Genomic DNA, 17438 nt, shown 5'->3' on the forward strand with positions numbered 1-17438 from the left:
TGAGGACATTTCTAAAGCACAATATACTTCCTGAGTTATTTAGCCAAAACTGTTCTCTCACCCCTTTTGCTTTGTATGTAAATTTATTCTTTTGCAAACATAGGAGCCAAAACATAAAGCCATGTTTTGGCAACAAAAAAAACTCCCAGCAAAACTGGAAGCTTTGTATATTATAATAGGAAAAGATTAATCTGCCATAGCCTCTCCAGACTTTCTGTAAACGAAGTTTCCGTAGATGTGTCTTCTTGCAAAACGGCTTGGTGAATCAGCATTGATCATTTTGATATACGTATTTTTTGGAACGCCCATATATTCATACATATTCCCGTTCAGATGCTGAACCGTTAAAATTGATTTCTCCAAATAAAAATCCTGAATATTGGATTTTGTAATGGTTTCAGTATATTCTTCCTTATATTTTTCCTGCGTTTCCGGATTGATACTTACCAAAAAGTGGTAGGCTTCAATCACAGATTTGCTTTTTTCTTCAGCTTCCTGCTTTCCTGCTTCATCATTAATGAATTTATCAGGATGGGTATCTTTCATCACATTTCTGTAAATCGTCTTTAATTCTTTTAAAGTAACGTTTTTATCGACTCCAAGAAGTGTTCTGTGCTCACCAATTTTTTTCATATCTCTAATCCTTATTTTCGGGGTGCAAAATTACGGATTTAAATCTGATAAACCATAACTTATTCATTATTAATTTATTTAGCTGTTTTTAAAGCATTAAATCAGGATGATTAACTGCTGTAGAATCTGTATTGTTAACTTTCACAGCCGATTAAACTCTGATCATAATTTTATTCAATGTGGGAATACATAAAAAACAGCGCCCAATATGAGTGCCGCTATATTTAATCTTTCAGGTTTTACATCAATCCTAAGGTTCATCACAAGTTCTTTTCAGCTTGGTGAAAATCTTATCAAAATCCTTGTAAGAACTCTCTTCATTATCACGCTTTTGTCTGAAACTGCTGTTGGCACAGTTATGAAAACCTAAACCAATCATATCGATTAAAGCATAATCTTCTTTTTGAGGATCATTCATTTTGGCCTCAAATCTTGCCATTACACCTTTTGGGTCAGCATTATTTTTGCTTTTAAGTTCAGTATACGCTCGCCATGCGGCAAACATCTTTTCTCTGTCGGGAGAGGAGATGGCGTCAATCTGTTCTCTACAGGTATTGTAATATTTACTGTTTCTCAATGTGGTAGGATCAGAATAGGCAAGGATTTCTTCTTTATTAAGCTGGTATTCATTTTCAAAAGAATCAATTGTTTCTTCCATTAATTTTTTCCATTTCGGAAGATCAATTACTTTAAGGCTGTACAATTCTTTTTTCTTTTCTTCATACTGTTTTTCCAGTTCCTGTAAATACGTTTCTCTGTTTTTACGGATTTCTTCAAGCTGGGCAATTTTAAAAACAGGCTGGGTATCAAATACAACCCCATTGAACTGATACAAAAGTTTATTGACACCGTCTATTTCTTCCTTTTTATATTTAGCCGGGTCAAAATACCCTTTATTGTCACAGTTAAAGGTCTGATAGCTGTAAGGGGTCAGACTGTTTGCTTTTGCAGGAGTTTTTTGCCCCCAAATAGTAATGGATAAGGCCAAAGCAAGCCCGATCATCATTTTTTTCATGTACATAACCTGTTGAAAGAATCCGAATTTTCTGAATTTCAGTGCAAAATTAAAGCTTTAAATTCAAAATATAAAGGATTAAATAGATTTTCTCAATTGATTTTGCAAATTTTATATGGATTTTATACTTGCGTTTTTGTATTTTCAGAATTCAGGTGTTTTAAATTCTGAAAAATAGACGGTTATAAACTGATACAGAGGTGTTTTTGTTAATGATAATTGCTTACTCCAATAAGACTGTAATCCGGTTACGAAAATAAAAAGGATTAGATTTTTCCTACAGATCCGTTTATAATTTTAACCTTGCTGGAATTATGAATTTTGTCTCAAATAAAGTTAGTTGGGATCAGTTCTCCAGTTTGGTTGTTTTTCTAAATTTAAAATAATAGATTTACATCAATTAACACAAAACCATGATCTATTATTTTTTTCTTCTTTTTATTATCGCTGTTTTTGGAGGCATTTCTTACCTCATCATGCGTTTTTTCGGTAAATGGACCAGGCAAAGCAAATATGAACTTATTTTTAACACCTTCATATTTATTGCTTCATTTTTTCTGGTGTCGTTTCTCAGTCTGTATATTTTCTTTTCTACCCTTGATTTCTCCCGTTAACCAGGAGTTTTTTCTAAGAATTAAATAAGCAAGGAAAAGGTTGATAAAAAGGGAAGCCCAGACATTCAGACCATAAAAAAGCCCGTAGTCATGATAAGCTTCGTTATAAAACAGATTTTTAACAATTCTGAAAGTAATCGCTGTAGTGGTGACGGCATAGCTGAAGACCATATACATTCTGTGTCTGTTCACATTTCCTTTTTTGATAGAAAATACGGCAGCAAAAGTGAAATAAGCCCAAAGTACGTCCTGTACCAGAAAACCTGTAATTCCGATAAGCCCTCCATTTGAAAAAAGTCCCAGTACAAAACACGCGGGAACATTGATGATCAGAATATTGTACACATATATTTTCCCGATAAGCTTGTGAAGGTTTCTGTTTTCCGCTAAAAACCGGTTCGAAAACTGTGTCAAGCCAGCGAGCAGACAAAGTGTTATTGAAAAAATATGAATGTAGAAAAAAGTCATCCAGTACGGATTATCAACTACCTGTTGTTTGAAAGCCAGAAATCCGGTGTTTTTATCCAAAGAAGTATATTGGGAAATCACTTTCAGCATCAGGATACTGAAAAGGAGGACTAAAAATAAAGCACTAACTTTAATTATCTGTATTCCCAAAGACTTCATATCATATAAACTACCGGAGTTAATTTATTGCTTTTATTCAAATAGACGTTTTTTTGTATCAATCATCATTAATCAATCATCATTAATCAATCATCACTCATATTCTATTTTACAAGATTCCTTTGATCCTCAGATGCTGCAGAAGCATGATGGTTTTTGCATCTTTGATTTCTCCTGTGTCAATCATTTTCAGGCTTTCTTCAAAAGATAATTCAAGAACTTCTATATTTTCCCCTTCTTCTTCCAGTCCGCCTCCATCATTGATTTTCATTTCATGAGAATATTCTGCAATAAAGAAATAAAGAATTTCCGTCACAGATCCGGGCGACATATAGGCTTCAAAAACCTTTTCAACCTTGGAAATTTTATATCCGGTTTCTTCTTCGGTTTCTCTTTTGATACAGTCTTCAGGATTATCATTATCCAGAAGTCCGGCACAGGCTTCTATGAGCATGCCTGTAGAATTTCCGTTGATATAGGTCGGTAATCTGAATTGTCTGGTGAGAATAACGGTGTTGGAGACTTTATTGTAAAGAAGGATTACGGCTCCGTTTCCGCGGTCATAAGCTTCTCTGCTCTGGGTTTCTGTAGTTCCGTCCTTTTTTAAAACAGAGTAGGTAACTTTGTTTAAAGTATACCAGTTATCTGAAAGGATTTCCGTGTTTAATAAGGTTATATTCGGGTTTTTCATTAGAATATTGTTGTGTTATAATAAATGTTTTCTTGAAATTACTTTTTTAATAAATCCTTTAAAGCTTCCTCCAGATCAGGAAATTTAAAATGGAAACCTGTATCCTGAAGTTTCTTTGAAGAAGCTCTGGAACCTTCCAGAATAGCATTTGCCAGTTCTCCGAATAGCAGTTTCAGAACAAATCCGGGAATATTGGGCATCAATAAAGGTCTTCCAAGTACTTTGGCAATTTTTTTTGTCAGATCTTTATTGGTGGCATGTTGTGGAGAAACAGCATTATAAGCACCATCCATTGTTGGATTTTTTAATGCAAATTCATAAATAGAACAGATATCCTCAATATGAATCCATGGCATATATTGTTGGCCGCTTCCCAGTGGAGAACCGATATAGTACTGAATAGGAGGGATCATTTTCTTTAAAGCTCCGTCTTTTTCAGAAAGAACTACGGCAGTTCTTATTTTGACAACCCTTTCTGCCAGATCCTGTTCCTTGAAATCATCAGCAGCTCTTTCCCATAAAATCACCACTTCACTTAGAAAATCATTACCCGGAGGATCATTTTCTGTGTAAATATTTTCTGAGGTTTTTGTACCGTAAAAATTTATTCCTGAAGCTGAAATAAAAGAAGTAAGCTTGATTTTATTTTTTCTTAAAGTGGTTCGAAGCAATTCTGCGGAATCTACACGGCTGGAAATCAGTTCTCTTTTTCTTTCCGGGGTCCACCGCTTTTCTGAAATATTGGCACCTGCCAGGTGAATGATGTGTGAAACATTGTCAAAGGCTGTTTCATCTATACTTCCTTTTTTGATGTCCCATTCATACTCATCATCATGTTTTTTTTTCCGGGTCAGAAATCTGATCTCGTATTCGCTCCCTATTTTTTTTGCCAGTTCTTTAGCGATCATGCCGCTGGCGCCGGTGATCAGGACAACTTCTTTCATAATACTATATTTGTAGTGGGTGGGTTTATGCCTGATTTTTTACTATCAGTACAAAATCATCTTCCAGAAGTTTATAACCGTAATCATAAATGAACTTGTATTCAGAACCATTTTTATAAACTTTCAGGTTGGTAAAATAATCGAAATCAAAACCCAAGCCATCCAGTCTGGATCTGGGGACTTTTGTTTTACCATCGGTATTGATTTCCATCAGAATGCGGTAGTTTTTACGGAGTTTGTTATTAACATTCCGCATCAGATTGTTAGAATCCTTATTCTGCTTATTATTATAGGCGTTCCGGCAGGCATCGTTGCAGAATTTTTTATCAGACCTTCCGATGATTTTCTCGCCGCATTCCAGACAATTCATAATTTTTATTTTAAGTGATGGTGGTGTCTTTTTTTCAACAGCTTTTTGAACATGCTGTGAGCAGGATAACTTCTGTTGGGTGTAATATTATTAAAAAACAGAGCAACAATCAAAAGAATAATGCATCCGGATAGAACAGGGGAGAGAACATACCAATATCCCAATTCAGGAATTTTTCCTGTAGAACTTACCGCGATCAGCGCTGTAGCGCCACCTGGTGGATGTAATGTTTTCGTATACTGCATCAATACAATGGAAAATGCTACTGCCAAAGGTGCCGAAAGCCAGATGATATCCGGAACAAACTGATATACAGTTACCCCTACCAATGCCGACAGCACATGTCCGCCTATAAGATTCCGGGGTTGGGCCAGAGGACTCTGAATAGCTCCATAAATAAGAACACTGGATGCTCCAAAAGAACCGATCAGGAATATATTCTCAGTTTCTGCCAGTGAATGGGACTGGATAAATGCAATAATGCCGATTCCAAAAAATGCACCTAAAAATGACCAGAAATGCTCTTTATAATCAACAAGCGTTTCCTTATAGATTACGTACTTTGAAACTCTGAATGTTCTTTTGAATGTCTTATTCATTTACTCTTCTTTATTTTTTATAATTTGAATTAAATTGTCTACAAACGGATGGGTGTATGTTCCATTTTTATCATAATCGGAATCTAAAATGGTAATCTCTATTCCAAAGCACAGGGAATTTCCGATCAAGGGTTCCAGCATTTCCCTGAGATCATCATAACTGATTCCATCCTCCATTCTGCTGTCTACGGCAGGCATAATCTCATCTTTCAGAATATCTACGTCAAAATGAATGAAAAATCCGTCCAGCCCTTTTTCTTCAACCATTTTCAGAAAATCATCTGCTGTTCTTCTGAAACCATTTTCTCTTAGCTGATAAAGGTCAAAATAATGAATACTGGAATTGATAATCTGATCAACATATTCCTTATCATCAGTTTCTGCATTTCCGCAGCAAAAGATGTTTTCTTCAGCGAAATAAGGTTTTAAACCATTAATATCAGTCAGTTTTTGGTGTCCGGTACCGGTAATGATGGCGAGATCCATTCCTGCTGCACCTCCGGTTTCAGAAAGTTCAGGAGGAATAAAGTCTGTATGGCCATCAAGATAAAAAAGGCCAAAATTTCCCAGTTTTTTCAGGGCGATGGCATTTCCTATGAGAATACTGCAGTCACCTCCAAGAATAATATTGAATGTGTTCTTTTGGTAATGGTGGAAAATACAGTCAGCCTGTTTTTTAGCATATTCAATAATCTGATCTGCATTTCTGACCTTTGATTCTCTGTCAAAATCAATAGAATATTCCGGAGCTTCCAATCTGAAAACGTTGGCAGGATCAATTCTGCTATGAAAACCAAATTTTCTGAGCCAGTCCGGAAGTTTTCGTACTCCTGGTTCTGTCTCATGCTCCTTTTTTGTAAGTCCCAAATTCAGAGGGAATTCAAAAATATTGATATTCCTTTTCATAGAAGAATTTTCACAAAGATACAGAATTATCCGTTTGCAAATGGATAACCGCTGGGTTGAAAAAAGATGGTGAGATAAACTCGCCTGCAGGATTATTATTTTTTAAGAGTTGAAATATTGTAGTTGCTGTACCTGTGTTGGATAGTTGAGTCCAGGGTAAAGAATATATTCACTAAAGCTATTTTTTTGGAAAGAGTATATCTTTTATGTAATTCACTCTATTTTGAAAAACTTAGAATTTATCGGTGTTTTAAATGAATTTTTTATAAATAAATGTTTATTATTATGTATAACAGTCTTATTTTCAATGAATAATTTGAATTTTTATTTCACTGTATTGTGGTTTTTTGTAATTTTAATGCATCAAAAAAACAAACCATGAAAAAATCCAATTTATTACTCAGCATTTTATGCTCTTCGCTTATTTTTGGACAGGTAGGGATTAACACGACATCTCCACAAGGAGTTCTGGATGTTACTTCTGCAAATTCTGCAGTCATACTTTCCAGAAATGCCAATCCTCCGGCCAATGTGACAACACCCACAGCAGGAATGATTATCTACGATACCACCAATAAAACCTTAAGGTATTATAATGGAACCCAGTGGAGTACCGTAATTTCTTCCCTGACATTAACAACCGCTAATGAAGGAGTTGTTAAGCTCAATAGCGGGGCAGGAGTAAAACCCACATTTGCATTCAGAGCTTCCGGAGGAGTTCCTTTAATGACGTACCAAAACGTAGTCTATCAAACTCCAATGAATATTGTGACAGACTTTGCATCATCTCCTACAACCACATGGCCGGAAAATATTATCAACCCCGTACCCGGAGATAATATGATCCGGCAACGGGACGATTTTTAGAAAACCCTATTGCCGGACAGGTTCATATGTGGAGGGTTATTGTAAGCTATGCCAATAAAAATAATGGTTCAGTAGCCTTTGTAACGGTAAACCTTTCCAATCCCGTTCCGCCTTCAACATTCTCCATAGATCAAACCGCTGTTGCACCCAATGGGGTAACCTCCGGAGATCTTGTTTTTTACCTGGTGAGTGTTGCCGATCCTTTATCTATAGGCAGCGGATATCTTATTAAAATAAAATCTGATACCGCATTGGATGCTACAATCAGCAGTGTAACAAGGATTTCTCAGGCAAAAGACTAATCTCATTATTTAAAGCTTAATTTCAAATTTGACACATGTCAGACAAGAACAAACTCATCAGTTTGTTCTTGTTTTCACACGCAGTAGATAACAATCCAATATGATTATAGAAAAACAACCCATTAAACCGGAGTTTACTTTTAAAATGTTTGAAATGCTAGGTGGTTTATGGCTCACCGGATGTATAAAAACAGCTGCTGAGCTCAGTATTGCTGATTGGCTGGCCTCTGGTCCGAAAACTATTTCTTTCCTTGCAGAACAAACACAATCGCGTGAAGACCAGCTGTACCGGGTAATGAGAGCATTATGTGGTGCCGGAATATTTGAAGAATCAGAAAACAAAACTTTTATTTTGAATGATTTCGGAGCTGCCCTGCAAACCGATGTTCCCGGAACAGTAAAAAATTTTGTCCTGACCATTATGAATGAACATTTTCCGGGCTATGGAGAGTTGACCTATGCTGTTCAGACAGGCAAAATTCCTTTTGAAAGAATTCATAGAAAAGATCTTTGGGGCTTTTATAAAGAATTTCCCGAAACAGGTGAAAACTTTGGAAAGGGAATGACAGGAATGTCCGGTATGGAACTAAAAGGGATTATAGAAAACTATGATTTTAAACCTTATAAAAAAATTGTTGATATAGGAGGCAGTAATGGGGTCATGATCCATACCATTCTGAACAATGCTCCGCAAAGCTCCGGGATTATTTTTGATGAAGCCAATGTTATTGAAAAAACGATCACAATGATTCCTGAAAATCTTAATGAAAGGTGTTCTACAGCAATAGGAAGCTTTTTTGATGAAGTACCGCAAGGTGCAGATTTATATACCATGAAATGGATCCTGCATGACTGGAATGATGATAAATGTGTACAAATTCTTAAAAACTGCTATGATGCAATGCCTAAAGGAGCAAAACTATTAATTATAGACGCAGTTATCCCGGACGATTCTTTAAATAAGCCCCATATCGCCAAACTTCTGGACATTGTTATGCTGGCTAGCCTTACGGGAAAAGAAAGAACTTTAAGTGAGTTTAAAATGCTTATTGAAAAAGCAGGATTACACTTTACTCAGATTATTCACATCGGAACAGATGCAAAAAGCATTATTGAATGTGAAAAAATATAAGTTTCAATTTTTATTTTTAGTTGCATGATTAAGTAGGAGGCGCTCAACAATTTTGTTGAGCGCTTTTTTAATTTGTTTACTGTAAAAAAGAAAAATTAAAAATTTGTGGTTGATATTGTTAAAAAAAACTATCGCTGAAAAATATAAATTTATTTTTTTAGCGATAGCCCCTATTCGTAATTAATATTTGTATTGTTACTTTTTCAATCTGTTGATTTCTTCTTTCAGCAGACCTATATATTCCTGCATCGTCTTGATGATTTCTATGCTTAATTCATTTGTAATTTGTCCCATATTGTTAGCTGAAAAACCACTATTGCCAACATTTGCGCCCGGACTGTCGTTAAAAACAGGATTTTCAATAACAATTTTAGCTTCCTCTTCTTCGTAAATCTCTTCGATAGGAACCTCTAAAAACTGGGCAAGTTTGTTCCACTCTGTCTGTGTTATAGATACAGTACCGTTTTCTTTTCTGCTATAGTTGGAGACGTCGGTAGGGATCACTTCAGCCATTTGCTGTTGAGTGAAACCTTTCATCTTTCTTACTGTACGGAGTTTTTCTTTTTGCATATCAGACATTTTTACAAATTTGCAAAAAAAAATTAAATTAAAAAGAAAAAAAATCCTTGTCATACATCTATTTTTCAATGTTTTTTAAAGAAGAATTTTATTTTGGGATAAGGCTTTTCATTGTTTAATTTTTACTTTAAAAGTGAAGATTATTGCTTTTTAAACTTGATAAATAGTGTTTTATAAAGAATTCTATTTAGTTTCCTATCCGTTTACAAACGACTACAAACGGATTTAAATAGTTTATAACCGACTGTCTTACCGGAACATCGCAATCTTTGCAACAGAGATTTGAGAAAAACAGTGAACGTCTCTTATCTGAATTTATTAATCTTTAAAATCTAAAAGTTATGTCACTAAGAAACAAAGTAACATTAATTGGTTACACAGGTAAAGAAGTTGAAATGGTAAACTTCGACAATGGAAACGTAAAAGCAAGTGTATCTTTAGCTACCAGCGATCATTACACGAATGCGAAAGGAGAAAAAGTAGAAGAAACACAATGGCACAATCTGATTGCCTTTGGGAAAACAGCAGAAATCTTTGAAAAGTATGTTACCAAAGGAAAAGAAATAGCTGTTGAAGGAAAACTTACCTACAGATCTTATGATGATAAGGATGGGGTGAAGCGATATATCACGGAAATTCGTGTAGATGAAATCCTGTTACTAGGAGGTAAATAATTCTAAAAACACAAATGATGAAAGTAAAAGTTTTTAAAATCAGGCTTCCGGAAGAATTTCTCTACAAAGATCAGAAAATGCTGGATGATTTCCTGGACGCCAATGAGATTATGAAAGTAGAAACAGCTTTTGTGAACGAAGAACGTTATTGGTCTGTTATATTGTATTTTGAAGAATTAAAGCCCACAAAAAGTACAGTAAAAGAACCAAAGGCAGTAAAATACTCTGCAGATACTGATCTTTTGAATACCGATGAAGAAAAAATTCTGGATGCTCTCAAATTCTGGAGATCGGAAAAAGCCAGAGAACAGAACCTGCCCACTTACTTCATCGCGAGCAACAAAGAACTGATATCTGTAGCCAAGTACAAGCCTGCTAAGAAGGAAGAATTGCTTGAAATCAAAGGGTTCGGAAAGCATAAGATTGAAAATTACGGTGAAGAGATTCTTGAGATTCTTGAAAGCGTATGATTTTTTGGAATAATTGATAATAGTAAAGGAAAAGCTGGGGGAAACACTTTCTTCAGCTTTTTATACTGTGTAAAATTCCTTTCAATTCCTTACTTTTGCATTTATCAAAATGACATACAACAAATGAAGCCAAGTTTAGCAAAAGGGACGAGAGATTTTACGGCACAGGAAGTTTCCAGAAGAAAATATATCATCAATATTTTACAGAATAATTTTGAATTATTCGGGTTTCAGCCTTTGGAAACACCTAGTTTTGAAAATCTTTCTACGTTGACAGGAAAATACGGAGAAGAAGGTGACCGCTTGATTTTTAAAATTTTAAATTCAAGCATCAACGAAGCGAAAGAAGAGAAAAAAACTCAGATGCTTCATGACTTTCAAAAAGCATTGGAAAAACCATTCAGTGCAGAGAGTCTTACAGATAAAGCTCTTCGTTATGACCTTACCGTACCTTTTGCAAGATTCGTAGCGATGAATCATGGTAAACTGACGTTCCCGTTCAAACGTTCTCAGATCCAGCCGGTTTGGAGAGCAGACAGACCTCAGAAAGGAAGATTCAGAGAATTTTATCAGTGTGATGCCGATGTAGTAGGAAGTGAGAGTTTATTACAGGAAGTGGAGCTGGTTCAGTTGTATCTGAAATCTTTTGCAGATCTTAAAGTTCCTGTAACCATTCATATGAATAACAGAAAGATTCTGTCCGGATTGGCAGAATATGCAGGAATCACAGATAAACTGATTGATTTCACTGTTGCTCTTGATAAACTGGATAAAATTGGAAAAGATGGAGTTGTAAAAGAACTTTTGGAAAGAGAAATTTCTCAGGAATCTATTGATAAGCTGGATTTCCTGTTCAGCCAGTCGGATGATGCATTGGAAAATCTTCTTCAGTTAAAAGAAAAATTTGCAGGGAACGAAATCGGACTAAAAGGGGTAGAAGAGCTGGAATTTGTTCTTACCCAATCTTTGAACCTTGGTGTGGATATTCAAAACCTGGTCTTCAATATTACCCTGGCAAGAGGTCTGGATTATTATACGGGGGCTATTTTCGAAGTGAAAGCGGATGAAGTTGCTATGGGGTCCATCGGAGGTGGCGGTAGATACGATAATCTTACTGAAGTTTTTGGAGTTAAAAATATTCCAGGAATAGGAATCTCATTCGGATTAGACAGAATTTATCTGGTCATGGAAGAACTCAACCTTTTCCCGGAAGAAGCATCAGCCAAAATAGAATATCTGTTTGCTAACTTTGGAGGTGAAGGAATCACGGATGCATTAAAGCTGATCATGAAGCTAAGAGCTAAAGGGATTTCTGCAGAACTATACCCTGAAAATGCAAAGATCAACAAGCAGTTTACGTATGCAGAAAAGAAAGGCATAAAGAATCTGGTTTTCCTGGGTGAAGAAGAAATTAAAAATAATACGGTTACTTTTAAAGATCTTGAAGCGGGAGTACAGAAAACGGTTTCTTTAGAAGAATTTTTAGGAGAATAATTTTTAATTATATAAAAACAGAACAACTGCAAAATTACTTTTGTGGTTGTTTTTTTTTGATGGATGTTGAGAATTTAAATACTTTTGAATAAAAAAGGAATGACTAATAATTGTGCGTTGTGTAATACAGAATTAACATCTATGGATACGCTTCTGGGAGCGAATTCGCTTTCGGATGGTAATGTTTTATGCAACAAATGTTTGAATAAAGTGAGCGATATTAATGAAGAATTGCTTTACAATCTTAATAAATTCAGCATTAAGGATATCAATAAAATGCTGAGTGCAGAAAAAGCTGAAGACGTGCAGGCTGTGATGACTAGAGAGCAGAATCTTCCTGCAGCGATACTCTATGATTCTCATCAAATCTCAAAAGAGGTTTATAAGCGAAGACATCAGAAAATAAAGAACGAACTGGAAATGCTTCATGCTAATCTGTCCATGTTTACCAAAGGAGAAATCAAAGAGCTTCCTTATCTGATTTCAGAAGATGAACAGATTACAGCGATTACTGACGCTCAGTTTGTCAATACATTGGATGCCGGAGTATTGGTAGCAACGCCCAAAAGGATGATTTCTGTATCAAAAGGAATGTTTGGTGTCGCAAAGATCAATATTTACCCTAATGAAAACATACAGTCGGTGAGCTTTGTAACCCATCCGAGATCTCCGATTATTAAACTGCATCTGGATGAAAGAATAGTTGAGTTTGAATGCTATATGGATAAGGAAGATGCAGAGAAGTTCTATGATACAATAAAAACCATTTATAATAATTCTAAGGATCAATCTCCAAAACAAATGGGTAAAGCAGGAAAAAGTATTGCAGTCTCATCAGACGATATTTTGAATCAGCTTGAAAAACTTGGTAAGCTGAGGGAAAACGGAATTTTAACCGATGCCGAATTTGCAGAGCAAAAAAAGAAGCTGCTGGAGCAATTACCATAAAAATTTTATACCCAATCATGAAAGATAAAGTATCTGCAAAAATAGTAGAAAGCTGGCTTAAAGGCTGGTGCTTATCAAGAGAAGTACCTTTTCCCGTTTCATATAAATCAGGATTTAATGTCAATGTAGGAGATGAAAAACAAAAAGAACGTTTTGTATTTCCTGAGCTTAATGATGATTTTTTTCAGCTTGCCAATTCAATTACCGAGCCCTGGATTTATCTGAAAGTATCAACTTCTCCTGATGAATTGATCAGTAAAATCCCTGAAAGATGGCAACTACAATCGCAGGGATATATGATGACCTGTTTTCATCCAATGGAATTTCCGGACACAAGTCTTACAGAAGGATACCATCTGGAATTTTCTGAGTACAATACAACCTTTGTTATTACGATTGTGGCGGAGAATGGTGAGCAGGCTTCTATAGGACGTATCTCTCTTATAGATGATGTTGCTGTGTATGACAGGATTATTACCGAAAAAAGTCATCAAAGGAAAGGACTTGCCCGTTTTTTATTGAAAGAACTGGAGAAGATCGCTTTATCCAAAGGTTTTTACAAGAATATTTTAGTGGCAACGGAAGAAGGAAAGCTGTTGTATGAAACCTTAGGCTGGAAGCTATACTGTTTGCATACTTCCATTGTGATACCATCAGAAGACTAATATTTTTATTGAATTAAATTTTTATTACTTATAAAGAGTAATTTAGACCCAAAAACTAACGCTATGAGTGAAAAATCAAGACTTGACGAAATAAAAGAAGAACTTAAAAAACTGGATATCAGCCCTACCATATTTGCCCGGAAAGAAATTCGTGAATTACCGGATATCCTTTCACCGGACGAAAGAATTGTCTATCTCGTAGAAGGCAGAAATAAACTGAACAACCATCATATCATCCTGGTAGCCACAGACAGAAGACTGATTTTTGTAGATAAGGAGTTCATGTACGGATTGAAAGTAGAAGACTTTTCTTACAGCAAAATAAGCTCCATACAATATGAAACAGAATTTTTATTAGCTTCAATAGATATTCAGGTGACTGATGACGTGGTAGAAATTGATGGAGTAGGAAAGTACCATGCTGAACTGTTCTGTGAAAAAGTAAGAGATTTCATATCCCGTCCGGAACAACATTTTCAGAGTAAATCCGAACCTAGTATTTTAGATCAGCTGGAACAATTGGGAAGATTAAAGGAATCCGGAGTTCTAAGTGAGGAAGAATTTCTGGATCAAAAAAAGAAATTAATGGAGAAATTGTAATCATTGTGTTGAATAATGAAATTACTTGATGGGTGGAACTCCCATTTTTAAACTAAAGCAATGGAAAATTACTTAGAAATTAATAAAAAATCATGGAATGCCAAAGTAGAACCTCATCTGAAATCGGATTTTTACTTTGTAGATGAGTTCTTAAAAGGCAGAACTTCGCTGAACTCCATAGAGCTGGAGCTTCTTGGAGATATAAAAGGAAAAAGTATTCTGCATTTGCAGTGCCATTTCGGACAGGATTCTATTTCCCTGTCAAGAATGGGAGCAAAAGTGACCGGAATTGACCTTTCTGATAAAGCGATTGATACCGCCAGAGAACTTGCACAAAAATGCGGTACAGACACAGAATTTATCTGTTCAGATGTATATAACCTGCCCAGTGTTCTGGATCATAAGTTTGACATCGTTTATACAAGTTACGGTACCATTGGCTGGCTTCCTGATCTTGAGAAATGGGCGGAAATTATCAATCATTTTCTGAAGCCGGGAGGGCAGTTTATTATGGCAGAGTTTCATCCTGTCGTCTGGATGTTTGATGATGACTTTACAAAAGTTGCATATAATTACTTCAATGAAAAACCGATTGTTGAAACCTATGAAGGAACGTATGCAGATCAGTCTGCCCCTATTGTACAGGAGTATGTCATGTGGAACCACTCCTTAGCAGAAGTGCTGGACAATTTAATGAAAAAAGGTTTGAAGCTGGAGACTTTTCAGGAATTTGACTGGTCACCTTATCCGTGCTTCAGACATGTAGATGAATTTGAAAAAGGAAAATGGAGAATTCCACAGTTCGGAAATAAAATACCGTTGGTGTTCGCTTTGATTGCAGAGAAAATATAAGATTTATTTTAATCCTAATAAAAAGTCATCGTAATTACTATTACGATGACTTTTTCCTATATATGAATGTTAAAAAAAACTGCTCTGTGTTGTTAGCTCAGGGAGTCCTCAGCTTTTGTTTTTGCTTCGTCCACTTTATTCTGAACCTGGGAAGCAACATCATTGGCTTTGCTCTTAAGGTCATTTCCCCATTTGTTAAGATTATCTTTAGCTGTATTGATCTTATCTTTTACCGCTTGTTGATCTTCAGGGCTTGAATTCTTATATTTCCAGTAAGCTAATGCACCTAATCCTAGTAAAGCTAATAAGCCTTTTGTCTTGTTTCCCATGATTTCTATTTTTTTAAGTATTAATATTAAAATTTGTTATTATGAATAATGTAAAATACGTGCCAAAAAAATAAATGGACTTATAAATAAATGTTAAATTTAGGAAAAGACTTCAAGTTTTTCACCATCAAAACTGGCGAAAACCATAGTAGGATACGAATCCTGATGATGTACATTTCCATCTTTATCAATGGCGATGGCGCCTGCAAACCCATCAATGGTTTTAAGCTCCTCAAATGTTTTATCGAAAGCCTGCTGAAGGCTCATTCCATCCGTAACTCTTGTTACAATTTTTGCAGCCGTAGCATTGCTGACAATATCTTCACCAACCCCGGTACAACTTACCGCACAGAAAGCATTGGCATAATTTCCGGCCACTGTGGCAGAATCTGAAATTCTTCCGGGAATCTCGAAGCCTTTACCTCCGGTAGATGTGGCAGCAGCCAGTTTTCCTTCATGATCAATTGCAACACAGCCTACAGTTCCTTTACCTCCGTTGGCTAATTTAGCTTCATATTCTTTTCTTCTCTGGGGAATTTCTGTAGAAAAATTTTCAAAACCATTTTCCGTAGCATAGATTTTAGCACCATTTCCCCCTAAGACTCTGTCATCTTCACCTATAAGATCTTTAGCAACAAAAATCGGGTTTTGTACATTCTCAATGTTAATTACGCCGCTTAGCTTCTGGGTATTTCCGTTCATAATGGCAGCACTCATACGGATAACACCATCACTCTGGATTTGAGAACCTGTTCCTGCATTGTATAACGGATCATCTTCCAGCAATGAAACAGCATAAGCAACAGTATCAAAAGCCGAATGGGTCTTAAGATAATCGAATGCCTTTTGAGCAATTTGTTTTAATGACTCCTGTTTTGCTGTTTTTACTTCATGACTTTGATCGCTTTCAGAGAAAAAACCGCCGTGGATAATTACTTTCATAAAATTATAGATGATGGTTGATAAATGATTTCTTTTACGAAGTTAATTAATAAAAGATAAAAGATAAAAGATAAAAGATAAAAGATAAAAGATAAAAGATGTTGTTGTTAAGCAACTATTATGCATCTGGATATCAACATCAATAGGGATGGGCTATAATTCTGAGCGGAGACGAAGAAAGCCCGCCTTACAATAAACGTTTTAAATCCATTGGCTTTAGCCCAACTTAAAATGAATGTTAAATAAAAAACGGAACCAAGGTCCCGTTTGTATAGCTGTATTTGTTGTTCTATTTATCCTGTGGAATAGGATTAAACTGCGAATTCTCAATCGTCAGCGTTTTTGTTGTAAGATCATAATGATCATTCATAGACATTACATGTACTGTTAAATTATCAATAGAAATCGGCTCTCCAAGGTTGATATTGGTAAGGTTGGTATCTTTGATAAACCTTCCGTCTACCAGAATAACAAGACCTGAACCTACAGCAGTCATTACATCATTATGAATGAAAAGTCCTGTATCTTCACCCAATCCGATTCCCAGCGTTCTCGGATTGTTGACAACCGCCTGGAAAAGACGCCCTATTCTTCCCCGCTGTACAAAATGAGTGTCAATAATAACATTATCGATTAGCCCCAATCCCTGAGTAGTTTTGATTTCTCCTTTCAATAAAGCTTCAGAACTGCTTCCCTGATAGATCATATTTTCAGAAGCTGCTGCAGCACCCGCAGAAGTTCCGGAATAAATAAAATCCTGTTCCTGGTATTTTAATAAAACCGTATCATGAAATCTTGTTCCTCCAAGAATAGAGGTCAGTCTCAGCTGATCTCCCCCGGTGAACATCATCACATCGGCAGCGTTGGCCCTTGCGACCATTGCATCAGAATTGGCTTCCTCACGGTTGTGGATGTCCAGAACATTTACATTTTTAGCTCCAAGAAATTCGAATGCTTTTTTGTACTCGGAACCTACGATCTGAGGGATTTGAGAGGCAGTTGTTACAATTTCAATGACAGAATTTTCCTTTAGTTTTGATTCGTTGATAATCTTTCGCAGGATCCCACGCTCAAAAAAATTAAGATTCTTTTCTATATTCTGATCATAATCGGTTTCAGCAAAACTTCCTTTGTTTACAGCGCCTCCGATAACTATTAATTTTCCAACAGGTTTCATCATTGTGC

Annotated in this window: 22 protein-coding genes; 10 read left to right on the top strand and 12 right to left on the bottom strand. The window is 35.9% G+C overall.

The window, feature by feature from the left end; all coding sequences use genetic code 11:
* Window positions 1-186: 186 nt before the first annotated feature.
* The 8 genes from FFS26_RS20060 to FFS26_RS20095 form a co-directional block, all read right to left on the bottom strand.
* Entirely contained in the window at window positions 187-633 is a 447-nt protein-coding gene (locus FFS26_RS20060; protein WP_089692357.1) for a KTSC domain-containing protein, read from the bottom strand.
* Between the two features lie 250 nt (window positions 634-883).
* The gene (locus tag FFS26_RS20065) at window positions 884-1648 is read right to left on the bottom strand and encodes a hypothetical protein (protein WP_110010946.1); all 765 of its coding nucleotides are present in this window, start codon (window positions 1646-1648) and stop codon (window positions 884-886) included.
* Between the two features lie 548 nt (window positions 1649-2196).
* Window positions 2197-2880 carry a DUF2306 domain-containing protein gene (locus FFS26_RS20070; RefSeq protein WP_171006360.1) on the bottom strand — a complete coding sequence of 228 codons (684 nt, stop codon included), beginning with the start codon at window positions 2878-2880 and terminating at the stop codon, window positions 2197-2199.
* Window positions 2881-2998: 118 nt separating this feature from the next.
* A complete protein-coding gene (nudK, locus tag FFS26_RS20075; protein WP_110010944.1) occupies window positions 2999-3580 on the bottom strand; it encodes a GDP-mannose pyrophosphatase NudK in 582 nt (193 codons plus the stop codon).
* A gap of 38 nt (window positions 3581-3618) precedes the next feature.
* Window positions 3619-4524, bottom strand: coding sequence for a TIGR01777 family oxidoreductase (locus FFS26_RS20080; protein WP_137905941.1), 906 nt, complete (start codon window positions 4522-4524; stop codon window positions 3619-3621).
* Between the two features lie 25 nt (window positions 4525-4549).
* On the bottom strand, window positions 4550-4894 hold the full coding sequence (locus tag FFS26_RS20085; RefSeq protein WP_110010942.1) for a hypothetical protein: 345 nt from the start codon (window positions 4892-4894) through the stop codon (window positions 4550-4552).
* A gap of 5 nt (window positions 4895-4899) precedes the next feature.
* On the bottom strand, window positions 4900-5493 hold the full coding sequence (locus tag FFS26_RS20090) for an HPP family protein (protein ID WP_137905942.1): 594 nt from the start codon (window positions 5491-5493) through the stop codon (window positions 4900-4902).
* Window positions 5494-6399 (bottom strand): arginase family protein, encoded by a 906-nt coding sequence (locus FFS26_RS20095; RefSeq protein ID WP_137905943.1) that lies wholly within the window; start codon window positions 6397-6399, stop codon window positions 5494-5496.
* 378 nt (window positions 6400-6777) lie between these two features.
* Here FFS26_RS20095 and FFS26_RS20100 point away from each other — a divergent pair, with 378 nt between their 5' ends.
* The 3 genes from FFS26_RS20100 (at window position 6778) to FFS26_RS20110 (ending at window position 8700) form a co-directional block, all read left to right on the top strand.
* Window positions 6778-7266: a hypothetical protein gene (locus FFS26_RS20100; RefSeq protein ID WP_137905944.1), complete on the top strand. Its 489-nt coding sequence runs from the start codon at window positions 6778-6780 to the stop codon at window positions 7264-7266.
* Window positions 7267-7292: 26 nt separating this feature from the next.
* Window positions 7293-7568, top strand: a complete 276-nt coding sequence (locus tag FFS26_RS20105) for a hypothetical protein (protein WP_137905945.1) — start codon at window positions 7293-7295, stop codon at window positions 7566-7568.
* Window positions 7569-7668: 100 nt separating this feature from the next.
* Complete coding sequence (locus FFS26_RS20110; RefSeq protein ID WP_137905946.1) at window positions 7669-8700, top strand: methyltransferase; 1032 nt, start codon at window positions 7669-7671, stop codon at window positions 8698-8700.
* A 195-nt stretch (window positions 8701-8895) separates the two neighbouring features.
* Here FFS26_RS20110 and FFS26_RS20115 read toward each other — a convergent pair whose 3' ends face one another.
* Window positions 8896-9270, bottom strand: coding sequence for a helix-turn-helix domain-containing protein (locus FFS26_RS20115; RefSeq protein WP_228406546.1), 375 nt, complete (start codon window positions 9268-9270; stop codon window positions 8896-8898).
* 350 nt (window positions 9271-9620) lie between these two features.
* On the opposite strand from FFS26_RS20115, the gene FFS26_RS20120 reads away from it, so the two are divergent.
* From FFS26_RS20120 to FFS26_RS20150, 7 genes are all read left to right on the top strand, one after another.
* Window positions 9621-9953: a single-stranded DNA-binding protein gene (locus FFS26_RS20120; RefSeq protein ID WP_062675086.1), complete on the top strand. Its 333-nt coding sequence runs from the start codon at window positions 9621-9623 to the stop codon at window positions 9951-9953.
* 14 nt (window positions 9954-9967) lie between these two features.
* Window positions 9968-10423, top strand: a complete 456-nt coding sequence (locus FFS26_RS20125; RefSeq protein ID WP_228406545.1) for an HRDC domain-containing protein — start codon at window positions 9968-9970, stop codon at window positions 10421-10423.
* A 123-nt stretch (window positions 10424-10546) separates the two neighbouring features.
* Window positions 10547-11917 (top strand): histidine--tRNA ligase, encoded by a 1371-nt coding sequence (gene hisS / locus FFS26_RS20130; RefSeq protein WP_110010935.1) that lies wholly within the window; start codon window positions 10547-10549, stop codon window positions 11915-11917.
* 99 nt (window positions 11918-12016) lie between these two features.
* The gene (locus FFS26_RS22830; RefSeq protein ID WP_110010934.1) at window positions 12017-12865 is read left to right on the top strand and encodes a PH domain-containing protein; all 849 of its coding nucleotides are present in this window, start codon (window positions 12017-12019) and stop codon (window positions 12863-12865) included.
* A gap of 17 nt (window positions 12866-12882) precedes the next feature.
* A complete protein-coding gene (locus FFS26_RS20140; protein ID WP_137905947.1) occupies window positions 12883-13530 on the top strand; it encodes a GNAT family N-acetyltransferase in 648 nt (215 codons plus the stop codon).
* 63 nt (window positions 13531-13593) lie between these two features.
* Window positions 13594-14130 (top strand): PH domain-containing protein, encoded by a 537-nt coding sequence (locus FFS26_RS20145; protein WP_137905948.1) that lies wholly within the window; start codon window positions 13594-13596, stop codon window positions 14128-14130.
* Window positions 14131-14190: 60 nt separating this feature from the next.
* Window positions 14191-14982, top strand: a complete 792-nt coding sequence (locus FFS26_RS20150; RefSeq protein WP_137905949.1) for a class I SAM-dependent methyltransferase — start codon at window positions 14191-14193, stop codon at window positions 14980-14982.
* Window positions 14983-15074: 92 nt separating this feature from the next.
* Here the strand turns inward: FFS26_RS20150 and FFS26_RS20155 are convergent, their stop codons facing one another.
* From FFS26_RS20155 to FFS26_RS20165, 3 genes are all read right to left on the bottom strand, one after another.
* Complete coding sequence (locus FFS26_RS20155) at window positions 15075-15311, bottom strand: YtxH domain-containing protein (protein ID WP_110010931.1); 237 nt, start codon at window positions 15309-15311, stop codon at window positions 15075-15077.
* 99 nt (window positions 15312-15410) lie between these two features.
* Complete coding sequence (locus FFS26_RS20160) at window positions 15411-16253, bottom strand: isoaspartyl peptidase/L-asparaginase (protein ID WP_110010930.1); 843 nt, start codon at window positions 16251-16253, stop codon at window positions 15411-15413.
* A 289-nt stretch (window positions 16254-16542) separates the two neighbouring features.
* Window positions 16543-17430, bottom strand: a complete 888-nt coding sequence (locus tag FFS26_RS20165; RefSeq protein ID WP_002979057.1) for a cyanophycinase — start codon at window positions 17428-17430, stop codon at window positions 16543-16545.
* Between the last annotated feature and the right edge of the window lie 8 nt (window positions 17431-17438).

Source organism: Chryseobacterium sp. 2VB (assembly GCF_005503635.1).
In the GTDB taxonomy this organism is placed as follows: Bacteria; Bacteroidota; Bacteroidia; order Flavobacteriales; family Weeksellaceae; genus Chryseobacterium; species Chryseobacterium cupriresistens.